The organism is Sphingomonas sp. MMS24-J45 (genome assembly GCF_044881195.1).
Lineage (GTDB): Bacteria > Pseudomonadota > Alphaproteobacteria > Sphingomonadales > Sphingomonadaceae > Sphingomonas.
Genome location: NZ_CP173255.1, coordinates 1,500,097 through 1,523,625, shown reverse-complemented (window position 1 = coordinate 1,523,625; position 23,529 = coordinate 1,500,097). Strand labels below are relative to the sequence as shown.

Annotated in this window: 29 protein-coding genes; 13 read left to right on the top strand and 16 right to left on the bottom strand. The window is 64.7% G+C overall.

The annotated features are described in order from the left end of the window. Positions 1 to 11: 11 nt before the first annotated feature. Both msrB and AB5I39_RS07730 read left to right on the top strand, forming a co-directional pair. A complete protein-coding gene (gene msrB / locus AB5I39_RS07735) occupies positions 12 to 458 on the top strand; it encodes a peptide-methionine (R)-S-oxide reductase MsrB (RefSeq protein ID WP_404373300.1) in 447 nt (148 codons plus the stop codon). A gap of 57 nt (positions 459 to 515) precedes the next feature. Beyond that, positions 516 to 2,687, top strand: coding sequence for a transglycosylase domain-containing protein (locus tag AB5I39_RS07730; protein ID WP_404373297.1), 2,172 nt, complete (start codon positions 516 to 518; stop codon positions 2,685 to 2,687). Here the strand turns inward: AB5I39_RS07730 and AB5I39_RS07725 are convergent. The 3 genes from AB5I39_RS07725 to AB5I39_RS07715 are packed head-to-tail and all read right to left on the bottom strand — an operon-like array spanning position 2,663 to position 4,396. Next, the gene (locus tag AB5I39_RS07725) at positions 2,663 to 3,337 is read right to left on the bottom strand and encodes a M48 family metallopeptidase (RefSeq protein ID WP_404373294.1); all 675 of its coding nucleotides are present in this window, start codon (positions 3,335 to 3,337) and stop codon (positions 2,663 to 2,665) included. The genes AB5I39_RS07730 and AB5I39_RS07725 overlap by 25 nt on opposite strands. 10 nt (positions 3,338 to 3,347) lie before the next feature. Continuing rightward, on the bottom strand, positions 3,348 to 3,785 hold the full coding sequence (locus AB5I39_RS07720) for a YcgN family cysteine cluster protein (RefSeq protein WP_404373291.1): 438 nt from the start codon (positions 3,783 to 3,785) through the stop codon (positions 3,348 to 3,350). Between the two features lie 2 nt (positions 3,786 to 3,787). Continuing rightward, positions 3,788 to 4,396 (bottom strand): SCO family protein, encoded by a 609-nt coding sequence (locus AB5I39_RS07715; RefSeq protein ID WP_404373288.1) that lies wholly within the window; start codon positions 4,394 to 4,396, stop codon positions 3,788 to 3,790. 121 nt (positions 4,397 to 4,517) lie between these two features. Between AB5I39_RS07715 and AB5I39_RS07710 the strand changes: the two genes are divergently transcribed. Next, complete coding sequence (locus AB5I39_RS07710; RefSeq protein ID WP_404373287.1) at positions 4,518 to 5,102, top strand: ankyrin repeat domain-containing protein; 585 nt, start codon at positions 4,518 to 4,520, stop codon at positions 5,100 to 5,102. Here AB5I39_RS07710 and AB5I39_RS07705 read toward each other — a convergent pair. From AB5I39_RS07705 to AB5I39_RS07655, 11 genes are all read right to left on the bottom strand, one after another. Then, positions 5,099 to 5,605: an MmcB family DNA repair protein gene (locus tag AB5I39_RS07705; RefSeq protein WP_404373284.1), complete on the bottom strand. Its 507-nt coding sequence runs from the start codon at positions 5,603 to 5,605 to the stop codon at positions 5,099 to 5,101. The two genes, AB5I39_RS07710 and AB5I39_RS07705, sit on opposite strands and share 4 nt — an antisense overlap. A gap of 50 nt (positions 5,606 to 5,655) precedes the next feature. Then, positions 5,656 to 6,306 carry a cell wall hydrolase gene (locus tag AB5I39_RS07700; protein ID WP_404373282.1) on the bottom strand — a complete coding sequence of 217 codons (651 nt, stop codon included), beginning with the start codon at positions 6,304 to 6,306 and terminating at the stop codon, positions 5,656 to 5,658. A 155-nt stretch (positions 6,307 to 6,461) separates the two neighbouring features. Further along, on the bottom strand, positions 6,462 to 6,803 hold the full coding sequence (locus AB5I39_RS07695) for a DUF1491 family protein (RefSeq protein ID WP_404373279.1): 342 nt from the start codon (positions 6,801 to 6,803) through the stop codon (positions 6,462 to 6,464). Further along, positions 6,800 to 7,258 (bottom strand): PaaI family thioesterase, encoded by a 459-nt coding sequence (locus AB5I39_RS07690; protein WP_404373276.1) that lies wholly within the window; start codon positions 7,256 to 7,258, stop codon positions 6,800 to 6,802. Before AB5I39_RS07690 ends, AB5I39_RS07695 begins: the two co-directional genes overlap by 4 nt. A 1-nt stretch (position 7,259) precedes the next feature. Next, on the bottom strand, positions 7,260 to 7,727 hold the full coding sequence (locus tag AB5I39_RS07685; protein ID WP_404373273.1) for a PTS sugar transporter subunit IIA: 468 nt from the start codon (positions 7,725 to 7,727) through the stop codon (positions 7,260 to 7,262). Positions 7,728 to 7,826: 99 nt separating this feature from the next. Then, on the bottom strand, positions 7,827 to 8,414 hold the full coding sequence (gene hpf / locus AB5I39_RS07680) for a ribosome hibernation-promoting factor, HPF/YfiA family (protein WP_404373270.1): 588 nt from the start codon (positions 8,412 to 8,414) through the stop codon (positions 7,827 to 7,829). Positions 8,415 to 8,502: 88 nt separating this feature from the next. Next, on the bottom strand, positions 8,503 to 9,195 hold the full coding sequence (dnaQ, locus tag AB5I39_RS07675; protein ID WP_404374062.1) for a DNA polymerase III subunit epsilon: 693 nt from the start codon (positions 9,193 to 9,195) through the stop codon (positions 8,503 to 8,505). Positions 9,196 to 9,200: 5 nt separating this feature from the next. Further along, a complete protein-coding gene (gene coaE, locus AB5I39_RS07670; protein WP_404373267.1) occupies positions 9,201 to 9,815 on the bottom strand; it encodes a dephospho-CoA kinase in 615 nt (204 codons plus the stop codon). Beyond that, a complete protein-coding gene (aroE, locus tag AB5I39_RS07665) occupies positions 9,812 to 10,624 on the bottom strand; it encodes a shikimate dehydrogenase (RefSeq protein ID WP_404373265.1) in 813 nt (270 codons plus the stop codon). The genes coaE and aroE overlap by 4 nt, the downstream gene beginning before the upstream one ends. Next, positions 10,621 to 11,175 (bottom strand): Maf family protein, encoded by a 555-nt coding sequence (locus AB5I39_RS07660; protein ID WP_404374060.1) that lies wholly within the window; start codon positions 11,173 to 11,175, stop codon positions 10,621 to 10,623. Before AB5I39_RS07660 ends, aroE begins: the two co-directional genes overlap by 4 nt. 53 nt (positions 11,176 to 11,228) lie before the next feature. Then, positions 11,229 to 12,056, bottom strand: coding sequence for a pyruvate, water dikinase regulatory protein (locus AB5I39_RS07655; protein WP_404373262.1), 828 nt, complete (start codon positions 12,054 to 12,056; stop codon positions 11,229 to 11,231). Between the two features lie 326 nt (positions 12,057 to 12,382). Between AB5I39_RS07655 and hemE the strand changes: the two genes are divergently transcribed. The 4 genes from hemE (at position 12,383) to AB5I39_RS07635 (ending at position 16,143) form a co-directional block, all read left to right on the top strand. Further along, a complete protein-coding gene (gene hemE, locus AB5I39_RS07650; protein ID WP_404373259.1) occupies positions 12,383 to 13,414 on the top strand; it encodes a uroporphyrinogen decarboxylase in 1,032 nt (343 codons plus the stop codon). Further along, entirely contained in the window at positions 13,411 to 13,866 is a 456-nt protein-coding gene (locus tag AB5I39_RS07645; protein WP_404373257.1) for a CopD family protein, read from the top strand. Before hemE ends, AB5I39_RS07645 begins: the two co-directional genes overlap by 4 nt. 171 nt (positions 13,867 to 14,037) lie before the next feature. Continuing rightward, positions 14,038 to 15,294, top strand: a complete 1,257-nt coding sequence (rho, locus tag AB5I39_RS07640; RefSeq protein WP_404373254.1) for a transcription termination factor Rho — start codon at positions 14,038 to 14,040, stop codon at positions 15,292 to 15,294. A 123-nt stretch (positions 15,295 to 15,417) separates the two neighbouring features. Further along, on the top strand, positions 15,418 to 16,143 hold the full coding sequence (locus AB5I39_RS07635; protein WP_404373251.1) for a YjbE family putative metal transport protein: 726 nt from the start codon (positions 15,418 to 15,420) through the stop codon (positions 16,141 to 16,143). Here AB5I39_RS07635 and AB5I39_RS07630 read toward each other — a convergent pair. After that, on the bottom strand, positions 16,133 to 16,585 hold the full coding sequence (locus AB5I39_RS07630) for a methylated-DNA--[protein]-cysteine S-methyltransferase (RefSeq protein ID WP_404373249.1): 453 nt from the start codon (positions 16,583 to 16,585) through the stop codon (positions 16,133 to 16,135). The two genes, AB5I39_RS07635 and AB5I39_RS07630, sit on opposite strands and share 11 nt — an antisense overlap. 91 nt (positions 16,586 to 16,676) lie before the next feature. Between AB5I39_RS07630 and AB5I39_RS07625 the strand changes: the two genes are divergently transcribed. From AB5I39_RS07625 to AB5I39_RS07600, 6 genes are all read left to right on the top strand, one after another. Then, positions 16,677 to 16,901, top strand: a complete 225-nt coding sequence (locus AB5I39_RS07625; RefSeq protein WP_404373246.1) for a DUF6489 family protein — start codon at positions 16,677 to 16,679, stop codon at positions 16,899 to 16,901. A 4-nt stretch (positions 16,902 to 16,905) separates the two neighbouring features. Continuing rightward, positions 16,906 to 18,195, top strand: coding sequence for a tRNA uridine-5-carboxymethylaminomethyl(34) synthesis GTPase MnmE (gene mnmE / locus AB5I39_RS07620; protein WP_404373243.1), 1,290 nt, complete (start codon positions 16,906 to 16,908; stop codon positions 18,193 to 18,195). 63 nt (positions 18,196 to 18,258) lie between these two features. Next, complete coding sequence (gene mnmG / locus AB5I39_RS07615; protein ID WP_404373240.1) at positions 18,259 to 20,100, top strand: tRNA uridine-5-carboxymethylaminomethyl(34) synthesis enzyme MnmG; 1,842 nt, start codon at positions 18,259 to 18,261, stop codon at positions 20,098 to 20,100. After that, positions 20,097 to 20,717, top strand: a complete 621-nt coding sequence (gene rsmG / locus AB5I39_RS07610) for a 16S rRNA (guanine(527)-N(7))-methyltransferase RsmG (protein WP_404373237.1) — start codon at positions 20,097 to 20,099, stop codon at positions 20,715 to 20,717. Before mnmG ends, rsmG begins: the two co-directional genes overlap by 4 nt. Then, complete coding sequence (locus tag AB5I39_RS07605; RefSeq protein WP_404373234.1) at positions 20,714 to 21,502, top strand: ParA family protein; 789 nt, start codon at positions 20,714 to 20,716, stop codon at positions 21,500 to 21,502. The genes rsmG and AB5I39_RS07605 overlap by 4 nt, the downstream gene beginning before the upstream one ends. Then, complete coding sequence (locus AB5I39_RS07600) at positions 21,499 to 22,455, top strand: ParB/RepB/Spo0J family partition protein (protein ID WP_404373231.1); 957 nt, start codon at positions 21,499 to 21,501, stop codon at positions 22,453 to 22,455. The genes AB5I39_RS07605 and AB5I39_RS07600 overlap by 4 nt, the downstream gene beginning before the upstream one ends. A gap of 16 nt (positions 22,456 to 22,471) precedes the next feature. Here the strand turns inward: AB5I39_RS07600 and AB5I39_RS07595 are convergent, their stop codons facing one another. Beyond that, complete coding sequence (locus AB5I39_RS07595; protein WP_404373228.1) at positions 22,472 to 23,488, bottom strand: DNA polymerase III subunit delta; 1,017 nt, start codon at positions 23,486 to 23,488, stop codon at positions 22,472 to 22,474. Positions 23,489 to 23,529: the final 41 nt, after the last annotated feature.

The following is a 23,529-nucleotide window of genomic DNA, read 5'->3' as shown; positions in this document are numbered from 1 at the left end:
CAGGAACTTTCATGGACCATTTCACCTTGTCCGAAACCGAATGGCGCAAGCGCCTTAGCCCCGAGGCGTATCACGTGCTGCGCGAGGCCGGGACCGAGCGCGCCTTTGCCGGGCGTTACAACAACAACAAGGCCGACGGCATCTATCGTTGCGGCGGATGCGGCCAGCCCTTGTTCGATTCGGCCGACAAATATGATTCCGGGTCGGGCTGGCCGAGCTTCACCCAACCGATCGCAGCCGAATATGTGTCGGAGCATCGCGACACCAGCCACGGCATGACACGAATCGAAGCACGCTGCGCGCGCTGCGACGGGCACCTTGGCCATGTCTTCCCGGATGGACCGCCGCCGACCGGCCTGCGCTATTGCATGAATTCGCTGAGCCTCGACTTCCGCCCGCGCGACGCGATCGGCGAAAGCGCCGGAGAGAGCGCGATAAGCGACGAACTGCACAGCTAATCCTTGGCGTCACGGCTTGTCGGCATCCGCTGCAAGCCGTAACGCTGTGGTTACGCAATGGCCCGCTCCCCTGTCCCCAAATCCCGCTCGACCAAGCCACGCTGGCGCCGCCGCAGCGTGCTGGCGCTGCAGATCGCGAGCGGCCTTGCGCTGCTCGGTGCGATCGTCCTCGCCATCACGGTCTATGTCTCGCAAGGGCAATTGCCGAGTTTCGAGGAACTGAAATCCTCGCCCAACGGGCAGATGATCCGCGTCCACGCCGCCGACGGCACGGTGATCGTGTCGATCGGCCCAAGCTATGGCGAATGGTTGCCGTACGACCGCATCCCCGCGGTGATGCGCGATGCGATGATCTCGGTCGAGGATCGTCGTTTCCGCATGCACCCCGGCGTCGACCCGATCGGCATGGCGCGATCGGTCCAGGTGCGGATCGAGAAGGGGCATTGGCGGCAGGGCGGATCGACGATCACGCAGCAGCTCGCCCGCAACGTCTTCCTGAATTCGAGCAAGCGTTTCGGCCGCAAGTTTCGCGAAGCGATCCTGGCGCTCGCGCTCGAACGCAAATTCACCAAGGATCAGGTGCTCGAGCTGTACCTCAACAAGGTCTATTTCGGCGGCGGCGCGTACGGCATCGATGCGGCGAGTCGGAAGTTCTTTGGCCATGGCGCAGACCGGCTGAGCATGAGCGAGGCGGCGGTGATCGCCGGGCTGGTCAAGGCGCCGTCCAATTATTCGCCGACCGCCGACATCGATGCCGCGCGCGGCCGCGCCAAGGTGGTTCTGTCGCTGATGCAGGAAACCGGCGCGGCAAGTGCGTCGCAGGTGGCCCAGGCAGAGGAAGCGGTCAGCCGGATCGCCTTCGTGCCCGAAGCGCGGCAGAACAGCGTGCGCTATTTCACCGATTGGGCGTTGCCACAGCTGGAAGTGCTGATCGACGAGACGCAGCGTCCGCTCGAGGTGTGGACCACGCTCGATCTCAACATGCAGCGCGCCGCCGATGCCGCGATCCAGGCGAATGCACCGAAGGGTGCGCAGGGCGCGCTGGTGGCGATCGACCGCGACGGCGCGGTCCGTGCGATGGTCGGCGGGACCGATTACGTGACATCGATCTACAACCGCGCGACGCAGGCGCAGCGTCAGCCTGGCTCGGCGTTCAAGCTATTCGTCTATCTCGCCGCATTGGAGGCAGGGCATAAGGTCGAGGATTCGATCGTCGATGAGCCGATCACGATCGACGGCTGGAGCCCCCGCAACGACTCGCGGCGCAACAGCGGTGCAGTCAGCTTGCGTACTGCTTTTGCCTATTCGCTCAACACCGTTGCGGCCAAGCTGGGCCAGGAAGTGGGCTTTTCCACCGTTGCCGACATGGCGCGACGCTTCGGCATTACGACGCGGGTGAACACGCATCCCTCGATGGTGCTCGGTACGTCTGAGGTGCGGTTGATCGACATGACGCGCGCGTTCGCCAGCGTCGGCAACAAGGGCGTCGCGGTGACCCCGTACGGCATCACCAAAGTGACCGCGGCGGGCGAGACGATCTACGCGCAAACCGTCGATACCAGCCATGTGCTGGTCGCGCCGTACGTCGCCGCGCAGATGACCGACCTTTTGCAGACCACGGTCAACACCGGGACCGGTCGCGCGGCGCAGATCGGCCGTCCGGTCGCGGGCAAGACCGGCACGACGACCTCGAGCAAGGACGGCTGGTTCCTGGGCTTCTCCAGCGGCCTGACGACGGGCGTGTGGATGGGCCGCGACGATGCCAAGCCGATCCCCGGCCTGCACGGCGGCACCGCGCCCGCCAAGGCCTTTGCCGCGTTCATGAAGGTCGCCGTCGCCAACCGTCCGCCGGAGGAATTCGACACCAAGGTCACGCTGCCCGAGTTCGAGCTCGAGCCCGATCAGGAATCCTATTTCGGCGAGGCGGACAACGGTCTGTTCGTCGATGAAAACGGCAATCCGATCAGCCAGGGCGAAAACCAGCCGCCCGCGCCGGGCCAGATGGTCGATGCCGACGGCAACCCGGTCGAGCCGCGCGGTGCCCCTGCCGAGCAGCAGGACAAGGCGCCCGCCGACAAGCGCGACGACCAGAAGCTGGATCAGGCCTGGATCGACCGGGTGCTAGGCCGCGATCAGGCGCGTCCGGCACCTGTCCCGACACGCGTGCCGCCGCCTCCGGTGCAGCGCGTACCGCCGCCCGATCGTCAGGATTCGCGTCCGACCCAGTGAAGCGCGGCACCGTGCCTGCGCAGCCAAGCGCGCGAGGCATCGGGATCGTGTTCGTCGAGCGCGGCGACGACGCGGTAGAACTCCGGTCCGTGGTTCATGTGCAGCCGGTGCGCCACTTCATGCGCAACGGTCGAGCGCCGCACCCAAACCGGCATCAGGATCAGCCGCCAGCTGTAGCGGATCGTGCCCGATGACGCGCAGCTTCCCCAGCGCGACTTGGGGTCGCCGATCGCCACCTTCGTAACCACCACCCCCGCGCGCGCGGCGAATTCTTCCGTGTCCGCGCTCAGCAGACGCAGCGCTTCGCGGCGCAGCCAGGATTGGATGCGGCGCGTCAGCCCCTCCGCAGTGCCGCCACAGTGCAGGACGTCGCCGACTCGCTTCACCGTCCGTGGCGCATCGGCATCCCATTGGATCGTCAGCGTACCATCCTCGAACGGGATTTCGGCGCCGGGCGCAAACGGGCGCGCGTCGGGCAAACGCGCCCGCTGCTCGGCGATCCACGCCGCTTTCCCCTCTGCCCAGGCGAGCGCTGGCTTCAGCGGAGCGCGAACGGGCAAGACCAGCCGGACGCGCCCCGTCGTGCCATCGACCGACAGTCGCGCCCGCCGCGCGCGGGCGCTGCGCACGACCTCGATCGGCGCGTTCATGCGGCCCGCGTCACAATTCCCGATCGACGAGATGATATTCGAGGTCGCCGGCATCGTCTTCGGAGATCGTCCAGCCGCGCACCGATTGCCCGGCGCGGTGGACCGACTCGCGGTCGCCCGACACGAGATAATGCCATTCAGGCAGCGGCTCGCCCGCCGCGCGCAGCCGGTATGCGCAGGTCGCGGGCAGCCAGTCGATCGTGCGGACATTGGCGCGGCTGAGGCGCACGCATTCGCTGACATAGGCGTGGCGATGTGCGTAGTTCGAACATTGCGCGGTGGCGCGATCAAGCAAGCGGCAGGAAACATTGGTCGGCAACAGCTCGCCCGTCTCCTCATCCTCCAGCTTGTGGACGCAGCATTTGCCGCACCCGTCGCACAGCGCCTCCCATTGGCCCCGGTCGAGCGTATCGATCGGCTCTTCCCAGAATTTGCCGCTTCCGGCCATCTTCAGCGTACCCAGCGATCGAGTTCGGCCGCCACGTCCTTTGGGGTCTTGTCCTGCGGCAAAAGCGCGACCGGCTTGCCCGCCGGGTCCATCAGATAGGCAAAGCGGCTGTGCGCGACGAGATAGCCGCCCTCGGCATTCGGCTTTTCCGCCTCGGCATAGATGCCGTACGCCTTGGCCACCGCCGCGATAGCTTCCGGGGTGCCGGTCAGCCCGACCATGCGCGGGTGGAAGGCCGACACGAACGTCTTCAGCACCGCCGGCGTATCGCGCTTGGGATCGACCGTGACGAAGATCGGCACAACCTTCGCACCCCGCGCCGCATCCTGCTTCTCAAACGCGCGCAAGCCCGCACCGATCGTCTGGACGTCGGTCGGGCAGACGTCCGGGCAAAAAGTGTAGCCGAAATACATGATGCGATAGCGTCCGGCGAAATCGCGATCGGTGCGCGCTTTGCCGTCCTGATCGGTCAGGCTGAACGGCCCGCCGATCTTCACGCCATCGAGCGGCGCGCGCTCTGGCGGGGCAGGGCCGCCGCACGCGACCGGCAACAGCGCGAGGAACAGGATCGAGACAGCGCGAAAAATCTGGTTCATGGCGTGGCCAGCCATGATCTGTTAGGCGAGAAGGTGCAAGGTTTGCCGCCCGTCGGCCGAGTTCGTGATCACAGACCATTCTTCATCAGCCAGGACGTGTTCGATGCTCTTTCGTGTCTCTTCGCTTGCTCTCGCCATGATCGCCGCGCCGGCGGTGATGCTGACCGCCGGGCCCGCGGCTGCGCAGCTCGGTCAATCGGCCGGCTACAAGTTCCTGCAGGCGGTGAAGGACTCGAAGAATGACGAAGTCATCGCCGCGCTGGACAAGCCTGGTGCCACGCTCGTCAACACGCGCGATGTCGTCTCGGGCGAGGGCGCGCTGCACATCGTGACGCGGCGCGGCGACCTGCCGTATCTTTCCTACCTGCTCTCCAAGGGTGCCGATGCCAATCTGCGCGACGGCAAGGGCGAGACGGCCCTTTTGATCGCCGCGCGGCTGGGACGCGGCGAAATGATCCCGCCGCTGATCAAGGGCGGGGCGAATCCCAATCTCGGCAATTCCAGCGGCGAGACCGCGCTGATCGTCGCGGTCCAGCGGCGCGATCAGGCGATGGTGCGCACGCTGCTCGATCTCGGCGCCGATCCCGATCAGGCCGACCGTCTGCAGGGCTATTCCGCCCGCGATTATGCGCATCAGGACACGCGTTCCCCCGCGATCGCAGCGATGATCGACGCCGCGCCGAAAAAAGTGCGCCGCGCCGTTTCCGGTCCGAAGCTTTAAAGCAGCGGCTGCGCGTCCGGGTCGGTCAAGCCAATCACCCGGCGCGCGGCGCGGCGGCCGAACGCCAAGGTCGCACGCTTGCGCGTCGCCGCCGAGAGCGGTTCCGTATGCGCCTCCCGCAGGATCGCCGCGTCGTAGCGATCAGCGACGATCACTCCGGTCCGTTCGGGCAAAAACGCCGGGCCATCGAGCGGCCGGAAATCGAATCCCGCTGGAACCGCCCAATAATAGCGATCGCAGCAAGCGAGATAATCGGGCCATTTCGCATCGCCCAGCAAATCGGCGCGCGAGACCTTGATCTCGACGATCACGATTTGCCCGCGCGCGTCGATCGCCATCAGATCGGCGCGGCGATTGCCGTCGAGCGGTACCTCGGTGAGCGCAACCAGATCATGGCGCAGCAACATCCGAATCGTGCCGCGCGCCACATCGGCTGCGCACAGCGGCGATCCAGGATATTCGGCGCACGAATCCGGGACAGGATCGGAGGACGACTTGAGCATCCCCCGATCCTAGAACATTTCACGAACGCGTCAAACCCGACGCGCTCGGCTCAACGATAGAAAACGTGATTGCCGATTGCGGCGACTTGCACGCGGTTCCAGCTCGGCGCGACGCGGCGGGCATGGAAATACATCGCGCCGGCCGCGGGGCTGTCCCACGCATCGGTCAATGCGACGCGCGCGACTGCAACGGCAGTGCGATACTGCTTGTTCGGCGCAATCGATGGCACATGGCCGCCGCGCACGAACGAAAACTGACCGGGTTGCGTAACCACCGAGCAAACCGACTTGGGGAAGCGGCCGGACTTGGTGCGGTTGAGGATGACCTCGGCCACCGCGAGCTGACCGCTCAGCGGTTCGCCCTTGGCTTCGAAATAGATTGCGCCGGCCATGCACTGCAGGTCGTCGGCGATCGTCTCGGGCATGGTCTGCGCGGCGACGGCGTCAGCCAAAGTGCCATATTCAATGGTATCGCCGTCCTGGAGCGTGTCGCTTGCCTGCGGCTGGGACTCTGCGGTGGTGGCAATTGCCGGGGCCATTGCCGGCTGGGTCTGGTTCGCTTGTGCGGGAACCGAAGATGCGGCCGGCTCGTTAATGGCGCGGTTGATTTCCTGCGCGAAGCCTGGCGAGCCGATGCCGATGAGAGCGGCAAGGGCGAAGGTAGCCGTCGCAAAGGTAGCGACGCGATTCGAAAACGACATGAAAACGACTAAAATGCGGTTGGTGCGCGGACATGGCCGACATTATGTCGCCCACCCGGACAGCCCCCCGACTGCGTAACCTAGCCGGATCGCACCCGGCACGGCACAACGCCCGTGACTAAGGTGGCCGCCTATTGTCTACCAAGCCGATAGGGTCAACCGTCGCAGATCGTTTCTGCGGCGAATCGTTCTGCCGACGCGATGTCCAGTTCGATCACCCACAGATCGGGGTCACGCTCCCGCCGCTTGCGCCAGTACGTTTCGCGCGCCGCTATATCTGGTGGATCGTTCGGCCCGGCAGGTACCAGCTTCGGCTTCCCCATCGGATCAAGCGCACGCTCCATGACCCGGGAGACATCAGGCGCTTCGTTCAGGATCAGCAGGATGGCGCCGGATTCGGCATCACCGCGCGCGCGCACCATCCCCATCCCCCCGGCATCGTTTACGCGCTTGAGCAGGGCCGACACCAGGATCCCGGTCGGCAACGCCGCAGTCACGACGCGCGATACCCCGGCAACGTGGCCAGCGCGATTTGTGAGCGCATGAAAGTGCCCGTGCCGCGAGCGGCTTCGTCCCCCTCCGCATCGATCAGGCGCGCTTCTGCGACGAATACGCGCCGCTGACCCGAGATCCAGCGGCCCTCTGCCGTGACCGGGCCGGCACGCAGCGGCTTTGTCAGCAGCAGGTTGAACGCCGTCGTCAGCAAAAAGCGATCGGTCACCAGACTGTTCGCCGCATAGAAAGCGGCATCATCGAGCATCTTGAAATAGCTCGTGCCATGCGCCGCTCCGGCGGCGTGGAAATAGCGTTCGTCGAGCGTAAAGTGAATCCGCGCTATTCCCGCCTCGGGGATTTCGAGCGTGGAATCGAACAGCCGATTGATTGGTGCCGCCGCATAGAGCGATTCCAGCGCGCGGAAATGCGCCGCTTCCCCGGCGGGCGGGCGCTCCATCTCAGGCCGCGTCGCGCACGACATCGGCGCTGAGCAGCGCCACCAGCGCGTCGCGCGATCCGGCACCGCGCAATTTATCGACGAACGCCTTGTCGCGCAGCGTGCGCGAGACGCGCGCGAGCGCCTTCAAATGGTCCGCCCCGGCATCGGGTGGTGACAGTAGCATAAAGACGATATCGACCGGCAAATCATCGACCGCATCGAAATCGAGCGGGGTGGGGAGCCGCGCGAACACGCCGCAGACCTGGCTGAGACCGGGCACCTTGCCATGCGGGGTCGCCACGCCAGCGCCGAACGCGGTCGAACCAAGCTTTTCGCGCGCGGCGACGGCGGCCGCCACGACCGTCGGATCGAGCTCGTAAGCCGAAGCCGCAGCGGCGGCGAGATGCTGGAACAGTGCCTTGCGGTTGCCTGCGGTGACATGTTCGAGCACCGCCTCTGGCGAAAGAATGTCGTGGAGGTCGGTCATCACAATCCTTGGGGCCCGCGCATCGCACATGGCGAGACGCGGGCCCATAGCGGCGTTCCTGCGATCGCGAAAGCACGACCGATCCGCTAGGAGTTCGGCTTATTGTCGCTGCGGTTCGACCCAGCCGATCGTGCCGTCACCGCGGCGATAGACCATATTATAGGTGCCCGAGCCCGAATTGCGGAACAGCAGGGCGGTGGTGTTGCGCAAATCGAGCATCATCACAGCATCGGATACGCTCGCATCGGGCACGTCGACCCGAGTTTCCGCCACGATCAGGGGGAAATCCTCGACCTCTTCCTCAGCGTTGTTTTCCTGGAACAGGGTGTAACCGGCATTATCCGCCGCGCTGACGGCCTGCGCTTCGATCGCGGTGGCGACCCCGGCGTTGCGGTCCTTCAGCCGGCGCATATAGCGGCGCAATTGCTTCTCGATCTTGCCAGCCGCCACTTCGAACGCGGCGTGGGCATCGGCGGCGTCGCCGCTGCCTTTCAGGATCAAACCCTGCATGACGTGCGCGACGATATCACAGGTGAAACGGTTGTCGTGCGGCCCCTTGCCGAACGTGACCTGCGACGAAATGGCGCGCGCGAAATATTTGGTGGCGATGCCCTGAAGTCGCTCGTCGACATGGGTCTTGAGCGCCTCGCCCGTCTCGACCTGATGGCCGGAAACCCGAATATCCATGAGCACTCTCCTTGGTAGAGGCCGGTGTCGCTGATACGATCACGCGGCCGGTAGACGGTATCAGTCGGATACCTCGACCCCCTTCAAACTATTGCGCTACCGCTTCGCTCCCCCACAATGGATTAACGACGGTTTTGATGAACTGGGCGTGCCGGGCACGATCGGCTTCGCTGATTGCGAATACGCGAGCCGGGCGGACCACCGCGGGCGCGGCGGGAGCGGTCGGTGCAGCCTCGACCACCGCTTCGCTGACCAGGCCCAGGCCGATCTGCCGCCCGCCGGTCAGTTCGACATAGACCTGCGCCAGCAATTGCGCGTCGAGCAAAGCGCCGTGCAAGGTGCGGTGACTGCGATCGATGCCGTAGCGGCTGCACAGCGCATCGAGGCTATGCTTCGCGCCCGGATGCCGCATTCGCGCCATCGCCACGGTATCGACCATCCGGTGCATGCCGACGGTGGTGCGCCCGCAACGCTGCAATTCGCCATTGAGGAAGCCGAAATCGAAGCTCGCATTGTGCGCGACGAGCGGGCTGTCCTCGAGAAAGTCGAGCAGTTCGTCGACCTGCTGCACGAACAGCGGTTTGTCGGCGAGAAACGCGTCGCTCAGTCCGTGAACGCGCTGGGCCTCGGCCGGCATGGTGCGTTCGGGATGGAAATAAGCGTGGAAGGTGCGCCCGGTTTCGACCCGGTTGATCATTTCGAGGCACCCGATCTCGACCATGCGATCGCCGTCGGGAAAGCTGAAGCCGGTGGTCTCTGTATCGAAGACAATCTCGCGCATGGTACTCACGATGATGGGGTCTGACGCGCCGCTAGGCAAGCGATGATGGCGTGAACCGCGCGGCGGGTCTCTTCATGCGATCCGCCGGTCGGCACGACAAAGTCGGCTCGCGCGACTTTTTCCGCATTCGGCAATTGCATGGCAAGAATTGCCTCGAACTTCTCGATCGACATGCCGGGCCGGGCGAGCACACGCGCGCGCTGCAGATCGGCCGGTGCCGAGACGACGACGACGCTATCGACTCGCGACTCGCCCCCGGTCTCGAACAGCAAGGGCACGTCGAACACCACCATATCGGCACTGGCATGAGTCGCCAGGAAGGCTGCACGCTCTTCGCCTACGGCCGGGTGAACGATCGCCTCGAGCCGCTTCACCGCGGCAGGATCACTCAGCACCATAGGCCCCAGCAGCGTGCGATCGACCGCGCCGTCACGCGTGGATCCGGGAAAAGCGGCCTCGATCGCCGGCACGAGCCGTCCACCGACCCCCTGCAAGGCATGAACCGCAGCATCGGCATCGAATACCGGAACGCCCGCCTCCAGAAACATCGCCGCCACGGTCGACTTGCCCATGCCGATCGACCCGGTGAGCCCGATCGTGATCGGCCCGGGCGACGTCATGCCGTCAACAATGCCCGAAGCGCGGTATCGCTGGCCTCATCGCGCGGCGGGGCCATGCCGAAAAACAGTTCGAACGCGAGTGCTGCCTGCCCGATCAGCATATCGAGTCCATCGACCGTCTCCAGATCGCGCGCCCGCGCTGCGGCCAGCAAAGGAGTCTCGAGCGGGGCATAGACCACATCATAGACGACCGCATCGTCGGGCAGCGCAGCGAGGTCGAGACCGAGCGGCGTTTGCCCCGCCATGCCGAGCGAAGAGGCGTTGACCAGCAGTGAAGCCGGCGGAAGTTTCGCGTCGAGCGCCAACGCTTGCCCCTTCAAACCGAAAGAAGAGAGCAAGGCGGCCGCCTTCAGCACGTTGCGGTTGAGGATCGTCACCGGGCCGACGCCAAGTCGCGACAGCGCGAACAACACCGCACGCGCCGCGCCGCCCGCGCCGACCACTACCACCGGGGCGCCCGTCAGATCGTGCTCGGCGATCGGCGCGTAGAAACCCGCCGCATCGGTATTGGTGCCGATCAGCGACCCGTCCTCCTGCCGCAGGATCGTGTTCATCGCGCCGATCGTCCCGCGAATGTCGCCGGGATCATCGACCAGATCCATGATCGCGACCTTGTGGGGCAGGGTAATGTTGCAGCCGCGCCAGTCGGGATTGGCGCGGGCTTCGGCAAGATAGGTGGCGAGATCAGCCGCGACGACGTGATGCCGTGCATAATCGGCGTCGATCCCCGCCGCCTCGATCCAGAATTTGTGGATCGCCGGTGATTTCGAATGTGCGATCGGATCCCCGATCACCTCGGCAAACATCATGACGGCAAGATCCTTCGAATCCGCAGATAATCGAGCACCGGCAGCAGCGGCAGCCCGAGCACGGTGAAATGACTCCCCTCGATCCGGCTGAACAGTTGCGCACCGGGGCCTTCGATCCGGTAACAGCCGACACACCCCGCGATCTCGGGCCATTCGCGGTCGAGATAGTGCGCGATGAAACCGTCCGACAAAGACCGCACGTGCATCTTCGCCCGATCGACGACACGCCAGACAGGTCGACCGCCCTCGGCGATCACCGCGGCGCTGACCAGTTCATGACGCTTGCCCGACAGCCGCCGCAAATGCTCCTCCGCCTCGGTGCGGTCGCGCGGCTTGTCGAGCATCGTGCCGTCATCCAGCGCGACGACCGAATCGCAACCGAGCACCAGCGCCTGGCCATCGCCGGACGAGACCTTGATCGCTTTCATCTCCGCCAGGGCATCGGCCATGTCGCGTGCGGCCAAGCCCTCTCCCAAAAGGGCTGCCTTGGCCGACTCCTCATCGACTCCGGCCGAGACCGCCTCGAACGCGACCCCGGCCGCGGTGAGCATGGCGCGCCGCGCGCCGCTTTGCGAGGCGAGCACAAGGCGTTGTGATAGCTGATTCATGGTTCTGCTCGTGTTTCGCCGCACCGTTCGTTGACCAGGGCGATGATTGCCGCCGCCGTTTCCTCGATCGATCGGCGCGTCACATCGATCACCGGCCAGCCATTATCGGCGAACATGCGCCGCGCGAACGCGACTTCGCGCGCCACGGCTTCCTGATCGACATAGGCGGTCTCGGTCACCTGATTGAGCGACAGCAGGCGGTTGCGGCGCACCTGGATCAAGCGATCGGCGCTGGTGGTGAGGCCGACCACCAACGGATTCTTCAGCGAATAGAGGATCGGCGGCGGCGGGCTTTCCACCACGATCGGGATATTGGCAGTCTTGAAGCCGCGATTGGCAAGATAGATCGAGGTCGGCGTCTTGGACGATCGCGACACCCCGGCCAGCACGATGTCCGCCTCTTCCCAATCCTCCGCGCCGATGCCGTCGTCATGCGCGATCGTGAAATGGATCGCCTCGACCCGCGCGAAATAGGCGGCGTCGAGTACGTGTTGCCGCCCGGGCCGCGCCTTTGCCGCCTGGCCGAGCAACCCCGACAGCGCGTGGGTCACCCCGTCCATCGGCGCAATCGCCGGCAGGCCCAGCGCGCGGCACCGCGTTTCGAGTGTGCGCCGAATCTCGCTATTGACCAGCGTGAACAGCACCAATCCCGGATTCTGCGAGATCTCCTGCAGGATCCGCTCGAGATGTGCTTCGGTCCGCACCATCGGCCAGAAATGCCGGATCGTCTCGACATCGTCATATTGCGCGAGCGCGGCCTTGGCGATGTTCTCGAGCGTTTCGCCGGTTGAATCCGACAGCAGATGCAGATGCAGCCGCATCAAAGGGGCCGACTGGGCGAAACTGTGGACAACATGGTGGCAATCGCTAGCGCAACTTCGCCCGCCCGCAAAGCCATGCGTCCGCGGTGCATAACCGCCACTTTATCCACAATTGCCTGCACGGGGGCCGATATTGTGCACAGGCTGTGGATAATGGGGACGAGCCGTCCGACTCAGCGCGGTTCAGGGCACGCGCCAAGCGCAAGCTGTTGGCATTTTCGGGATTGCCGCATAAGCCCCGTTATCGACGTGCCAACAACGACTACATCCTTTTAAGATTTTAGATTCTTATAGAAGAGGGTGAGCGAAGCCGGTGGGGAGTTTCGACCGTGACGACTGTTAAGAAGCCGCTGCTCGCCACCTTGAAGGGTGAGCGTCAGCCGATCCCGCCAGTGTGGCTGATGCGGCAGGCCGGGCGTTATCTCCCCGAATATCGTGCGCTGAGGGCCGAAAAGGGCGGCTTCCTGGCGTTGGTCAACGACAGCGCGGCGGCAGCCGAGGTCACCGTTCAGCCGATCCGCCGCTTCGGCTTTGACGGGGCGATCCTGTTTTCCGACATCCTGATGGTCCCATCCGCGCTGGGTCAGGATCTGACGTTCGGGGTGGGCGAGGGGCCGGCGCTCACGCCTGCGCTGGTCGATCATCCGCTGTCGGGGTTGCAACCGGTGCTGGAGCGGCTCGACCCGGTCTATGAGACCGTCCGTCAGGTCGCCGCGCAATTGCCGCCTGAGACCACCTTCCTGGGCTTTGCGGGTAGTCCCTGGACCGTTGCCACCTATATGGTCGCGGGACATGGCAGTAAGGATCAGAGCGAGACTCGCCGCTTCGCCTATGCCGATCCGGCCGCCTTTGCCGAAATCATCGGCGCGATTTCCGCGTGCACGATCGAGTATCTGTCGAAGCAGATCGAGGCCGGGGTCGAGGCGGTACAATTGTTCGACAGCTGGTCGGGCAGTCTCAGCCCGGCGCAGTTCGAACGCTGGGTGATCGCGCCCAACGCCGCGATCGTCGCCGCGCTTCATGCCCGCCATCCTGGCCTACCGGTGATTGGCTTCCCGAAGGGTGCCGGCGAAAAATTGCCTGCTTATGCGCGTGAAACCGGGGTCGATGCGGTCGGTGTCGACGAAACGATACATCCCGAATGGGCCGCCGCCAATCTACCGCAAGGGATGCCGGTGCAGGGCAATCTCGATCCGCTCGTCCTCATCGCGGGGGGAGCCGACATGGCCGACGCCGCGCAGCGCATTCTCGACGCCTTTGCCGATCGCCCGCATGTCTTCAATCTCGGCCACGGCATTTTACAGGACACGCCGATCCCGCATGTCGAGCAATTGCTTGCCTATGTGCGGAGTCCGCGATGATCGGAATGCTCGGTAACGCCTATCCGTGGGTGAAGGCGGCGCATGTCATTTTCGTGATCTTCTGGATGGCGGGGCTGTTCATGTTGCCGCGCTATCTCGTCTATCATCAGGAAGCGGCGATCGGCTCCCCCGAAGCGGCCGTCTGGGTCGAGCGCGAAGGCAAGATTCGGCACATCATTCTGACGCCGGCGATGATAGTCGTGTGGGTGCTCGGCCTGATCCTGGCCGCCAATGCCGGATTGTTTTCCGGCACGAGCGAACTCGGCTGGCTGCATACCAAGCTGCTGCTGGTGGTGTTGCTGACTGGATACCACCATTGGGCCGTGCGCTATGCCAAGAAGCTTGCCGCCGGAAAGCCGACACTGACCGGTCGCCAATTGCGGCTGATCAACGAAGTGCCAGCTTTGCTCGTAACCTTCATCGTTATCCTGGCGATCGTCCAGCCGTTCTAGGGACGCCCAAGGGGGCAGCGTCTTGACGCGCGCGCGGTGCAGCCGTATCCGGTGATAGTGTCACGATGCGGCGGGCCCACCCGTACGGTCGCGGCATCCTTCTCTGGCATCGTCGCGTATCCTTCGCCGATCGAAGCTCCTCCCCAGCATCTTCATGCCCGGACGTCACCCATGCATCTCAAAGACCTGAAGAACAAGAAACCGGCCGAGCTGGTCGCGATGGCCGAAGAGCTCGGGATCGAGAGCGCGTCGACGCTGCGCAAGCAGGATCTGATGTTCGCGATTCTGAAGGTGCAGGCCGAAGAAGGCGACATGATCATGGGGCTCGGCACGATCGAAGTGCTGCCCGACGGTTTCGGTTTCCTGCGCTCGCCCGAGGCGAATTACCTGGCCGGCCCTGACGACATCTATGTTTCGCCGAACCAGGTCCGCAAGTTCGGTCTGCGCACCGGTGACACGGTCGAAGGCGAAATCCGGGGCCCGAAGGATGGTGAGCGCTATTTCGCGCTGGTGCGGCTGACCGCAGTCAATTTCGATGATCCCGATGCGGTGCGGCACCGCGTCAATTTCGATAACCTGACGCCGCTCTATCCGGATGAGAAGCTGACGCTCGATCCGTCCGATCCGACGATCAAGGACAAGAGCGCGCGCGTCATCGACATCGTCTCCCCACAGGGCAAGGGCCAGCGCACGCTGATCGTCGCGCCACCCCGCGTGGGTAAAACGGTGATGCTGCAAAACATCGCCAAAGCCATCACGGACAATCACCCCGAGGTGTTCCTGATCGTCTTGTTGATCGACGAACGTCCGGAAGAAGTCACCGACATGCAGCGCTCCGTAAAGGGCGAAGTGGTCAGCTCGACCTTCGACGAACCCGCCACCCGGCACGTGCAAGTGGCTGAAATGGTGATCGAAAAGGCAAAACGTCTGGTCGAGCACAAGAAGGATGTGGTGATCCTGCTCAACTCGATCACGCGTCTCGGCCGCGCATACAACACCGTCGTCCCTTCGTCGGGCAAGGTGTTGACCGGCGGCGTCGATGCCAACGCGTTGCAACGTCCCAAGCGTTTCTTCGGCGCCGCGCGCAACATCGAGGAAGGCGGTTCGCTCTCGATCATCGCGACCGCGCTGATCGACACCGGCAGCCGCATGGACGAAGTGATCTTCGAGGAATTCAAGGGCACCGGTAACTCCGAGATCGTGCTCGATCGCAAGGTTGCCGACAAGCGCATCTTCCCGGCGCTCGACGTCGGCAAATCGGGCACGCGCAAGGAAGAATTGCTGGTCGACCAGAGCAAGCTGTCGAAGATGTGGGTGCTGCGCCGCATCCTGATGCAGATGGGCACGATCGATTCGATGGAATTCCTGCTCGACAAGATGAAGAATTCGAAGACCAACGAAGATTTCTTCGACAGCATGAATCAGTAACCGAGTGCGAGTCCTGGCTTAGCGCAGCTAAGCCAGGACTCGCACCGGTCCGGCCGGCGCGGCGAAGCCGCGACCGACGACATGGGCTTTGCCCATGTCGCTGCCACACGCTAGGAGCGTTCCATGCTCACCACGATCCTAGCGGCAGCCGCCACCGAACCGATGTCGCTCAGCTGGCTGTGGCAGCACATCCTCAACGACTTTGCCAATATCGGGTCGCCTTCCGCGCTCGCCGCCTTCGCCACCGTCGTATTTCTCGACATAGCCCTTGCCGGAGACAATGCGATCATCGTCGGTGCGCTCGCTGCGGGATTGCCGGCTGCACAACGCAAGCAAGTGATCGGGATCGGGATTCTGGCCGCGCTGATCCTCCGCATCGTGTTTGCAGTCGCGGTGCTATACGGTCTGTCGAGCTTCAAATCCTACGGCCTGGTATTCGGCGGCGGATTGCTGCTGCTGTGGGTGGCGTGGAAAATGTACCGCGAGCTGCGACCTGCCGGTGCATCGGGCGGGTCGCCCGAGATCGAGGGCGACGAACATAGCGGCATTCGCCCGGCAAAGAGCTTCCTTTCGGCGGCTTGGGCAGTTGCCATCGCCGATGTCTCCATGAGCCTCGACAACGTCCTCGCCGTCGCCGGGGCAGCGCGTGAGCATCCCGGCATCATGGTGATTGGTCTTATCCTGTCGGTCGCGCTGATGGGCCTGGCCGCCAACATTATCGCCAAATATATCGAGCGCTTCCGCTGGATCGCGTGGCTTGGCTTGGCGATTATCGTCTATGTCGCGGGCAAGATGATCGTCGAAGGCTGGCACGACATGCAGCCGATGATCAGCGCGGTTACCGGCTGAACAGGTCGCGCGCGCGATTGGGGCTGTGGCGTTGCTCATGATCGAGCAGCCAGTGTTTGGTGCGTGGCCCATCCCCCGCTGAATAGGCCCCGAGCCGCCCGTCGGCATTCAGCACCCGGTGGCACGGCACGATGATCGGAAAGGGGTTCCGCGCGCACGCCTGGCCGATCGCGCGAGCGCTGGACTCCGCCAGATCAGCAAGCGCCCCATAGCTCAGCGTTTCACCATAGCCGATCGCGACCATCGCATCGCGCAGTGCTTGCCCACGCGGCGTAGCGGCAGGGGCCAGCGGCAGATCGAACCGCGTGCGTTCACCCGAGAACCATTCCTCCAATTGCGTCGCCGTGCGGCGTACGGGTTCGGTGGTGCCTTGGATTGGCGAGCTCGACGCCGAGATCCGAACGCTATGCACAGCGTCCGCATCGCCTTCGACGGTAATCATACCGACAGGCGTTGCGATCCGGGCGATATCGCGCGCATACATGACACAACATATGCCGCGCAGCAGGCGCGCGCTCAAGCGGAGAAGCGGCGTGAAGATCAATGTCGAAATCGAATGCACTCCGGAGGAAGCGCGCCGGTTCATGGGGCTGCCGGATCTGGCACCGGTGCATGAGAAATATCTCGCCGCACTGACCAATTCGATGGACGGCGTCGTCGCGCCCGATCTGATCGAGAATATGATGAAGAGCTGGATGCCGATGAGCGACGCCGGCATGGGGATGTGGCGCAAGATGTTCGACACCACGACGAAATAGTCGCGTGACAGACCGCGCTACGATCTTCGCCGTGTCGAGCGGTGCGCCGCCGGCTGGCATCGCCGTGCTGCGGATTAGCGGACCGCGCGCGCTTGGGGTGGCTGGGGCAATCGCGGGGACGCTGCCCGAACCCCGGCGCGCCGCGTTGCGGGTGTTGCGTGACCCTCACGACGGATCGGTGCTCGATCGCGCGATCGTATTGGTTTTCCCCGGACCCCGCACCGCGACTGGCGAAGATTGTGTCGAGTTTCATCTCCACGGCGGGCGCGCCGTCGTCGCTGCGGTCGAAGCCGCGCTGTATGCCCAGGCGGGGACGCGCCGCGCGGAGGCGGGGGAGTTCACCCGCCGCGCGCTTGAGAATGGCGTGATCGATCTGACCGAAGCAGAAGGGCTCGGCGATCTTCTTGCCGCGCAAACCGAGGGGCAGCGCCGCGCGGCATTGCGTATGGCGGAGGGCGGTGTTCGCGCCCGCATCGAACGCTGGAGCGAACGGCTCGTCGGGATCGCCGCTCGGATCGAAGCGCAGCTCGATTTTTCCGACGAAGATGATGTTGCCGACGAAGCGGTAGATGCAATTTCTGCAGACATTGGGCAGGTGGCCGCCGAGATCGACCAGCTATTAAGCGTCCCCGCGGTCGAGCGGTTGCACCACGGCGTGCGCATCGTCATCGCCGGGCCGCCCAATAGCGGCAAGTCTACTTTGCTCAATGCGCTGACCGGTCGCGACGTAGCGATTGTATCGCCAATCTCCGGCACGACGCGCGATCGGATCGAGGCGGCCGTGGTACGGGGTGGTCTGGCGTATATTCTGACCGACACCGCTGGGCTGACCGGCAACCCCGGTGACGAAATCGAGCGGATCGGCATCGATCGCGCTCGTGCTGCGATCGAGGGTGCTGATATCGTTCTTTGGCTTGATGCGCCGGGGCAGGGCGGGCGCAACGATATCCGCATTCATGCGCGCGCCGATCTTCCGGGGCGTGAAATGCCGAAACATGGCGAGGAGGCCGTCGTCTCCGCACAAACCGGTGTCGGCATCGACGCGCTTTGGACGCTGATTGCCGAGCGGGCAGCCAAACTCTTGCCCGAAGTCGACAGCGTCTCCGTCAACGAGCGGCAGCGTGCCTTGCTCGCACGATGCCGTATCGATCTGGCCGCGGCGCAGAACGACGACATGCTGATCGTCGCTGAAGAGATCCGCCGAGCGCTCGGCGTGCTTGACGAGATCGCGGGACGCAGCGGAATCGAGGACGTGCTAGACGCGGTGTTCGCGCGTTTCTGCATCGGCAAGTGATGTTCCACGTGGAACACTCGCATAAGCTTTGACAGGTCGCGCCGCGCGACTTAGCCAAAATCCATGGAGCAATTCGACGTCATCGTCGTCGGCGGCGGACACGCCGGGACCGAGGCCGCCGCCGCGGCAGCGCGCCGCGGCGCGCGCACCGCGCTTATCAGCTTCGACGCTCGCAAGATCGGGGCGATGTCCTGCAATCCCGCGATCGGTGGCCTGGGCAAGGGGCACCTCGTCCGCGAAATCGATGCGTTCGATGGCCTGATCGCGCGCGCGACCGACGCGGCCGGCATCCACTATCGGATGCTCAACCGCAGCAAGGGGCCCGCCGTACAGGGCCCGCGCGTCCAGGCCGATCGCAAACGCTATGCGGCGGCGATCCAGCAAATGCTGGCCGAGCAAGACAATCTGCATATCGTAGAGGGCGAAGTGGCTGCGCTCGCGCTGGACGGCGCGACGGTAGCGGGTGTGCATCTGGCAGATGGCGCCGTGCTTTCCGCCCCTGCGGTCGTGTTGGCGACGGGGACCTTTCTCGGCGCGACGATGTTTTGTGGCGAGGATCGCTCGGTCGGCGGGCGGATTGGAGAGGCCGCCGCATCGCTCCTTGCGCAGCAATTGCGCGCGGCCCAACTGCCGATGGCCCGGTTGAAGACTGGCACGCCGCCGCGGCTGGATGGACGCACGATCGACTGGGCCGCGCTTGCGGAGCAGCCGAGCGACGATGATCCGTGGACGATGTCGCCGCTATCGGCCGGACGACCGCTGCCGCAACTTCGCTGCGCGATCACCCGCACCACTGCCGCAACGCACGACATTATCCGCAGCGGGCTCGATCGATCGCCGCTATTTGGTGGCGCGATTGCGGGGCAGGGGCCGCGCTATTGCCCGTCGATCGAGGATAAGATCCACCGCTTCGGGGATCGCGATGGGCACCAAATCTTTCTGGAACCCGAAGGTCTGGACAACTCGACGATCTATCCCAACGGCATATCCACCTCCTTGCCGGTCGATATTCAGGCGGCGATGATTGCCTCGATCCCAGGGCTGGAGCGCGCCCGCATCGTCGCGCCGGGCTATGCCGTTGAGTACGACCATATCGACCCGCGCGCATTGGATGCCACGCTGGAGGTGCGGGCGATGCCGGGGCTATTCTGTTGCGGCCAGATCAACGGCACGACCGGCTATGAGGAGGCGGCGGGGCAGGGGCTGATCGCTGGCCTGAACGCGGCGGCCAAAGCATTGGGTTCCCCCGAGATCATCCTCGACCGCGCGTCGAGCTATCTCGGCGTGATGATCGACGATCTGGTGTTGCAAGGCATTACCGAGCCGTATCGGATGCTGACCGCGCGTGCCGAATATCGGCTGCGGTTGCGCTCGGACAATGCCGAGACGCGGCTATCGCCGATCGCGGCGGAGATTGGCTGTCTATCTCCGGCGCGTGTTAATCGCATAAAAGCGCGAGACATCGCGCGCGCCGATATCGAGATGCAGCTCGCAGCGCCCGTTGCGGCAAGCGTGTTGCTCGCGGCCGGTGCCGATGTCGCGTTCGATCCGCCCGCGCGGAGTGGCGCGGAGTGGCTGCGCGTGGCCGGAGTAACGATCGAGCAGGTCGCGCCCGATCTTGCGGCGCATTCCGACGCCACGCTGCTCGCCGAGATCGTCGAGGACGCGCGCTACGCCCCGTATCTCGCGCGGCAGGATGCCGAGATCGCGCAACAGCGATCGAACGAGGGCATCGCTGTTCCTGCTTCGCTCGATTTCGCGACGATCCCCGGACTTTCGACCGAGATGATCGAGCGTCTGTCGGCTGCCCGCCCGTCGAGCCTAGGCGCCGCAGCCCGTGTGCGCGGGATCACCCCGGCGGCGCTGACGGCGATCCTGTTACAACTCCGCAGGATCGCGGCATGACCGAGGAGGAAGCCCGGACCTGGATTGCCGACCGCCACGGTGCTGCTGGCATCGGGGCAATGGAGCAGATCGTCGATCTGGTAGTGCAGGAGAATGCGCGGCAGAATTTGATTGCGCCGTCCACGCTAGAGTCGATCTGGACGCGGCATATCGTTGATTCGGCGCAGCTCCTGAGCCATGTCGATCAGGCGGAGGACGGGCTGTGGATCGATATCGGCAGCGGCGCAGGCTTTCCGGGCCTCGTCATCGCGGCTCTCCGTAAACAGCCAATCTATCTGGTCGAACCCCGCCGAAAGCGCGCCGATTTTCTGCAGGACGCGGCGAACCGGCTTGGCCTTTCGGCCCACGTGACGGTCATCGCCGACCGCATTCAGGCCGTCACAAACGCCTCGGCCACGATCGTCTCGGCACGCGCGGTTGCTCCGATCACCGATCTTTTCGCCTGGGCAAAGGGCTGCTCCTCAAAATCGACACGCTGGATTCTCCCAAAGGGACAAAGCGCGCGCGAAGATGTGGCAAGCGCGCGCGAGACATGGCATGGTGTGTTTCACGTGGAACATAGCATCACCGATGCGAAGTCGCTGATCGTTCTCGCATCAAAGGTAGCGCGTCGATGAACGTGATAGCTGTCGCAAATCAAAAGGGTGGGGTCGGCAAAACGACCACCGCGATCAATGTCGGCACCGCGCTGGCGGCGACGGGATCGCGCGTCTTGCTGCTCGATCTCGATCCTCAGGGCAATGCCTCCACCGGCCTCGGCATCGCCCGCGCTGATCGGCATCACTCGACCTACGACATCCTCATCGGCGAAACCTCGCTCGAAATCGCCGCGATGCCGACGTGCGTGCCGAAGCTCGAGATCGTGCCGGCCACGGTCGATCTGTCGGGTGCCGAGATCGAGCTGGTCGAATATGAGGAACGTACGCATCGCCTGTCGCGCGCGCTCGCGCGGTCGGACCATCGCTGGGATGTGGTGCTGATCGACTGCCCGCCGTCGCTCGGCCTGCTCACGTTGAACGCAATGGTTGCGGCCAACTCCCTGCTGGTCCCGCTGCAATGCGAGTTCTTCGCGCTGGAGGGGCTGAGCCAGTTGCTCAGCACTGTCGAGCGCATTCGGGAACGCTTCAATCCCGGCCTGTCGATCCTGGGTGTCGCGTTGACCATGCACGATCGCCGCAATCGGCTGACCGATCAGGTGTCGAACGATGTCCGCGCAGTGCTGGGACGCGTCGTGTTCGAGACGGTGATCCCGCGCAATGTGCGGCTGTCGGAGGCACCGAGCCACGGCTTGCCAGCGCTCATCTACGATTACCGCTGCCCGGGTTCGGAAGCCTATATTGCGCTCGCGCGGGAGTTGATCGCGCGTCTCCCCAAAACTGATCAAGCTGCAAGGGCCGCATGACCGATACGCCTCCGCCCGGCGATCAGCCGGAGATTGCCGCGACCAGCGAAGCGGCGCTGCCCGCTCGGCCAAAACCACGCTCGGGACTTGGACGTGGTCTCAATGCGCTACTTGGCGATCTCGCACGGGAAGAGCCGGTAGGGACGGGCAAGGACGGTACTTCGTCGCCTGGCGTCCGCTCGCTGCCGGTCGGGTCGCTCACCCCGCATCCGGGGCAGCCGCGCCGTCATTTCGATGAGGCCGCGCTGGACGAACTCGCGCAATCTATCGCGCAGCGCGGCGTGCTTCAGCCGATCGTTGTGCGGCCGCATGGCACTGGGTATCAGATTGTCGCAGGCGAACGCCGCTGGCGCGCGGCGCAACGCGCGCGGCTGCACGAAGTGCCGGTCATCGTGCGCGCGTTCGACGATACCGAGACGCTCGAAGTCGCCTTGGTCGAGAATATCCAGCGGCAGGATCTCAACGCGATCGAAGAGGCCGAGGCCTATCATCGCCTTATCGAGGATTTCGGCCATACCCAGGATGCGCTGGGCAAGATCGTCAACAAGTCGCGCAGTCATATCGCTAACCTGCTGCGTTTGCTCGAATTGCCGCGCACGGTGCAGGAACGTGTCGTCGCGGGCGCGCTGACGATGGGCCATGCCCGCGCGCTGATCGGCGCGCCGGACGTCGAGGGTCTGGCCGACCAGATCGTCGCCCGGGGCCTGTCGGTGCGCGATACCGAACGGCTCGCGCGTGCTGCCAAGATCGAAACCAAGAGCGATCCGAGCGGTGGTCGTGGCGGACATGGCCGCGACCCCGATCTCGCAGCGCTCGAACATCAATTGGCCGATCTGCTCGGCCTGTCGGTGCGTGTGTCGTACGGTGCCAAGGGCGGTACGCTGACCTTGGCCTATTCCACGCTCGATCAGCTCGACATGGTGTGTCAGCGGCTGACTGGCGAACGGATCTAGCGCGGGACCTTGACCTTTACTCGCGTTGCCGCGCCGCCATTCGCGCGACGCCCAGCATCGCGGCATCGGCAAGGACGCCGCCAGCATTATTCGGGGCCATCGTCGCGCGCTCGGCGCGGCGAACGCGGTCGATCGCGTCGTTCAATCTTGGCGCGGACCAGATTCGCAGCGCCCGCGCCGTCACCGCGCGCTCGCGGAAAAAGACGCGCTCCAGCAAGGCGTTGGCATTCGCGCCGGCGTCGATCTCGCCGCGCAGTTCGGCAAGCGCCATCAACCGCCGGACCAATTGCCGCAGCAGGGGAATGTGCGAGACGCCGGCAACGCCGAGCTTCGCCAGTTCCTCGCCCAGCCGGTCGGGCCCGCCGTCGATCGCAGCATCGATAGCGCGCGACATTTCGGCATCGCCCAGGTCGGCGCCGATCGCGTCGAGTGCGACATCGTCGAGCTCGCGCGGTCGCTCGGGCGCTGCGTCGAGGAACAAGGCGATCTTTTCGATCTCGCGCGTCATTACCGCCCGGTCGCCCGCTGCTGCTGCGGCGATCCGCGCCGCGGTCGCGCCGGTGGTGCGCAGCCCGAATTCGCGCGCAACGCTGGTGGCGATCTTGTCCGCCTCGCCCGCATCGGGGACGTAGAAGACGCAAGCCAGTGCATTCGGGTGCGCCGTGGCCAGCTTGACCAGTGCCGACGTGCCTTTGACGGTGGGCGCGATCATCACGACCGGATTGCCCGCGCGGGGGGCCGCGAGCAGCATCGTGCACGCCTCGACGCTTTCCTCGCCTGCACCGGTCACGCGGATGTGGCGTTGCGTGCCGAACAGCGACAGCGAGGCGGCTTCGTCAGCCAGGCGGCCGGGACTGGACTTGAGCAGCGCAGGTTCGAGATCGACGCGCTCTGCGTCCGGTCCCATCGCGCGGGCGAGGCGCGTCGCCATCTCGCGCGCACCGGCTTCGTCGGGGCCGTGGAGCAGATAGAGCCGTATATCGCCGCTGACTGAGTCGATCGCGCGGCTTAGCTGGTTGAGATTGGCTTTCACGCGGGCGACCCCGGTCGGATCACTGGGGGTAGGATCACCGG

Excerpts from the sequence above, each read along its gene's own strand:
- AB5I39_RS07700 (WP_404373282.1), bottom strand. The coding sequence starts at position 6,306 with ATGTCGTTTTCGAATCGCGTCGCTACCTTTGCGACGGCTACCTTCGCC.
- AB5I39_RS07660 (WP_404374060.1), bottom strand. The coding sequence starts at position 11,175 with ATGCTCACCGCGGCCGGGGTCGCGTTCGAGGCGGTCTCGGCCGGAGTC.
- AB5I39_RS07730 (WP_404373297.1), top strand. The coding sequence starts at position 516 with ATGGCCCGCTCCCCTGTCCCCAAATCCCGCTCGACCAAGCCACGCTGG.
- aroE (WP_404373265.1), bottom strand. The coding sequence starts at position 10,624 with ATGATGTTTGCCGAGGTGATCGGGGATCCGATCGCACATTCGAAATCA.
- mnmG (WP_404373240.1), top strand. The coding sequence starts at position 18,259 with ATGGAGCAATTCGACGTCATCGTCGTCGGCGGCGGACACGCCGGGACC.
- rsmG (WP_404373237.1), top strand. The coding sequence starts at position 20,097 with ATGACCGAGGAGGAAGCCCGGACCTGGATTGCCGACCGCCACGGTGCT.
- AB5I39_RS07685 (WP_404373273.1), bottom strand. The coding sequence starts at position 7,727 with ATGACCGACCTCCACGACATTCTTTCGCCAGAGGCGGTGCTCGAACAT.
- coaE (WP_404373267.1), bottom strand. The coding sequence starts at position 9,815 with ATGACGTCGCCCGGGCCGATCACGATCGGGCTCACCGGGTCGATCGGC.
- dnaQ (WP_404374062.1), bottom strand. The coding sequence starts at position 9,195 with ATGCGCGAGATTGTCTTCGATACAGAGACCACCGGCTTCAGCTTTCCC.
- hpf (WP_404373270.1), bottom strand. The coding sequence starts at position 8,414 with ATGGATATTCGGGTTTCCGGCCATCAGGTCGAGACGGGCGAGGCGCTC.
- AB5I39_RS07630 (WP_404373249.1), bottom strand. The coding sequence starts at position 16,585 with ATGATTACCGTCGAAGGCGATGCGGACGCTGTGCATAGCGTTCGGATC.
- AB5I39_RS07715 (WP_404373288.1), bottom strand. The coding sequence starts at position 4,396 with ATGGCTGGCCACGCCATGAACCAGATTTTTCGCGCTGTCTCGATCCTG.
- AB5I39_RS07720 (WP_404373291.1), bottom strand. The coding sequence starts at position 3,785 with ATGGCCGGAAGCGGCAAATTCTGGGAAGAGCCGATCGATACGCTCGAC.
- AB5I39_RS07600 (WP_404373231.1), top strand. The coding sequence starts at position 21,499 with ATGACCGATACGCCTCCGCCCGGCGATCAGCCGGAGATTGCCGCGACC.
- AB5I39_RS07635 (WP_404373251.1), top strand. The coding sequence starts at position 15,418 with ATGCTCACCACGATCCTAGCGGCAGCCGCCACCGAACCGATGTCGCTC.
- msrB (WP_404373300.1), top strand. The coding sequence starts at position 12 with ATGGACCATTTCACCTTGTCCGAAACCGAATGGCGCAAGCGCCTTAGC.
- AB5I39_RS07705 (WP_404373284.1), bottom strand. The coding sequence starts at position 5,605 with ATGCTCAAGTCGTCCTCCGATCCTGTCCCGGATTCGTGCGCCGAATAT.
- rho (WP_404373254.1), top strand. The coding sequence starts at position 14,038 with ATGCATCTCAAAGACCTGAAGAACAAGAAACCGGCCGAGCTGGTCGCG.
- AB5I39_RS07690 (WP_404373276.1), bottom strand. The coding sequence starts at position 7,258 with ATGGAGCGCCCGCCCGCCGGGGAAGCGGCGCATTTCCGCGCGCTGGAA.
- AB5I39_RS07710 (WP_404373287.1), top strand. The coding sequence starts at position 4,518 with ATGATCGCCGCGCCGGCGGTGATGCTGACCGCCGGGCCCGCGGCTGCG.
- AB5I39_RS07645 (WP_404373257.1), top strand. The coding sequence starts at position 13,411 with ATGATCGGAATGCTCGGTAACGCCTATCCGTGGGTGAAGGCGGCGCAT.
- AB5I39_RS07725 (WP_404373294.1), bottom strand. The coding sequence starts at position 3,337 with ATGAACGCGCCGATCGAGGTCGTGCGCAGCGCCCGCGCGCGGCGGGCG.
- AB5I39_RS07605 (WP_404373234.1), top strand. The coding sequence starts at position 20,714 with ATGAACGTGATAGCTGTCGCAAATCAAAAGGGTGGGGTCGGCAAAACG.